The sequence below is a fragment of the Cetobacterium sp. genome, assembly GCF_048470075.1.
Lineage (GTDB): Bacteria > Fusobacteriota > Fusobacteriia > Fusobacteriales > Fusobacteriaceae > Cetobacterium_A.
On record NZ_DBGBQB010000280.1, the window covers coordinates 1 to 2,211 of the forward strand.

Annotated in this window: 2 protein-coding genes and 1 pseudogene; all 3 read right to left on the reverse strand. The window is 31.4% G+C overall.

All coding sequences use genetic code 11. The features are described 5' to 3' along the window. Nucleotides 1–141, reverse strand: a pseudogene (locus ACMOUI_RS09930) (phosphoglucosamine mutase); the annotation flags it as partial. A gap of 5 nt (nt 142–146) precedes the next feature. Further along, nucleotides 147–653, reverse strand: a complete 507-nt coding sequence (locus ACMOUI_RS09935; protein WP_418965542.1) for a Gx transporter family protein — start codon at nt 651–653, stop codon at nt 147–149. Nucleotide 654: 1 nt separating this feature from the next. Beyond that, complete coding sequence (gene purB / locus ACMOUI_RS09940) at nt 655–2,088, reverse strand: adenylosuccinate lyase (RefSeq protein WP_418965543.1); 1,434 nt, start codon at nt 2,086–2,088, stop codon at nt 655–657. Between the last annotated feature and the right edge of the window lie 123 nt (nt 2,089–2,211).

Sequence of the window (2,211 nt, forward strand, 5' to 3'; positions counted from 1 at the left end):
TATCACTCTAATTCTTTTTTTATCTGGATATTGCTTTTTCAATGTATATCCAAGTGCATATCCAAGTTTTAGAGCTAACTCTACAGTTAGTTCTCTATTGGCTTCTCCTCTTATTCCATCTGTTCCAAAGTATTTTCTCATTTTAATTATCTCTCCCTTCTAAGTTGTAATCTTTCACATATGTACCCTGTTATCAATCCTGAAACACATCCCATAAATAGAAATCCCCAAATAAATATAAAGATTGATTTACTCATTATACTTATGCTTCTAAAAAGCAAAAAGTAAACAACTATCAGTTGTGTCAAATTATGTACAAAAGCACCACTTATACAAATAGCTATCAAAGATAGATTTTTTCTATATTTAAATAATAAAATGGTTAAGAGGGTACTAGCCCCTCCTGAAGTTAAACTTATTATAAAGCTCGGTGAAAAAAGTGTCCCAAGCATCATACCCTGAATAAAAATTCTAAGTAATAAAATCTCTATCGCCATTTTATCATCAAATTTTTCTAAAGCTATTATCGTTGCAATATTTGCTAATCCCAATTTCATCCATGGAAAAGGCTTGGGAACTAATGTTTCTATTAGTGATAAGTAAAGGGCTAATAACACAAAAGCGGTTAAATATCTCCTTCTTTTATCTGTCATATTACACCTTTAAGTCTGTATCCATTCCTAATAAATCTTTATTTTTCTCAAGAATAGGGTTTATTTCTGTTTCTAAGAAATCCTCTACCTGCTCTGGAGCAAATCCAATAAAGTTCTTAGGATCTAGAATTTCCATTAATTTTTTTCTATCAATATCAAAAGACGTATCATTTATAATTCTTTCTATCAGGTCATTTTCAAGTCCTTCAACCTTTACCTGTTTCCCAGCTTCCATTGAATGAACTCTTATTAATTCATGAAGTTCCTGTCTATCTCCACCTTTTTTTACTCCTTCCATTATGATATACTCTGTTGCCATAAATGGAAGCTCTGCCATTATATGCTTCTCTATCATTTTAGGATATACTACTAAACCTTCTAATATATTTTTCCAAATGATTAATATTGCATCAATTGCTAAGAATGCCTGTGGTAAAGCTAATCTTTTATTTGCTGAATCGTCAAGTGTTCTTTCAAACCACTGTGTTGAAGCTGTCATTGCTGTACTTTGTTGTAAAGCTATTACAAATTTAGCTAATGATGAGATTCTTTCACTTCTCATTGGATTTCTTTTATATGCCATTGCAGATGATCCTATTTGACTCTTCTCAAATGGCTCCTCTATCTCTTTTAAATGTTGTAATAATCTTAAATCATTTGTAAATTTATGTGCTGATTGAGCTATGTTTCCAAGTAAGTTAGATATCTCTGAATCTATCTTTCTATCATAAGTTTGTCCTGTCACTAGGAATCTTTTATTGAATCCCATTTTTTCAGCTACTCTTTCATCCAGTTCCTTTACCTTTTTATAATCTCCATTAAATAACTCTTGGAATGAAGCTTGAGTTCCAGTAGTCCCCTTTACTCCTCTAAATCTAAGAGTGTCCTGTCTAAACTCTAACTCCTCTAAATCTAGAACTAGGCTTTGTAACCATAGAGTCGCTCTCTTTCCAACAGTTGTTAATTGTGCAGCTTGGAAGTGCGTAAACCCTAGTGTAGGTAAGTCTTTATATTCATTAGAAAACTTAGCTAATCCATCCATTACATTTATCAACTTTTTCTTTAAAATATTTAAAGCCTCTTTTATTTGAATTAAATCTGTATTATCTCCAACATAAGCACTTGTCGCTCCTAAGTGGATTATAGGCATCGCTTTAGGTGCTGCTGTTCCAAATGTATGAACATGTGCCATTACATCATGTCTAAACTTTCTCTCCATTTCATTTGCTAAATCATAATCAATATTATCTATATTAGCTTTCATCTCTGCTAATTGCTCATCTGATATATCAAGTCCTAACTCCTTTTCAGTTTCAGCTAAAACGTACCATAATTTTCTCCAAGTTGAGAATTTAAACTTTGGTGAAAATACTTCTAGCATCTCCTTTGAGCTATATCTTTCTGCTAAAGGGTTCGAATAAATTTCTTTGTTCATTATAAGTTTTCCTCCTAAATATATATTAATTTCTTTCCAACAACATTAATATTGCACTTTCTCCATTTGAATAATAGTTTTTTCTTTTTCCAACAATTACAAATCCCATCTTCTCATAAAAAG

Coding starts and splice junctions, on each gene's coding strand:
- ACMOUI_RS09935 (WP_418965542.1), bottom strand. CDS start 653: ATGACAGATAAAAGAAGGAGATATTTAACCGCTTTTGTGTTATTAGCC.
- purB (WP_418965543.1), bottom strand. CDS start 2,088: ATGAACAAAGAAATTTATTCGAACCCTTTAGCAGAAAGATATAGCTCA.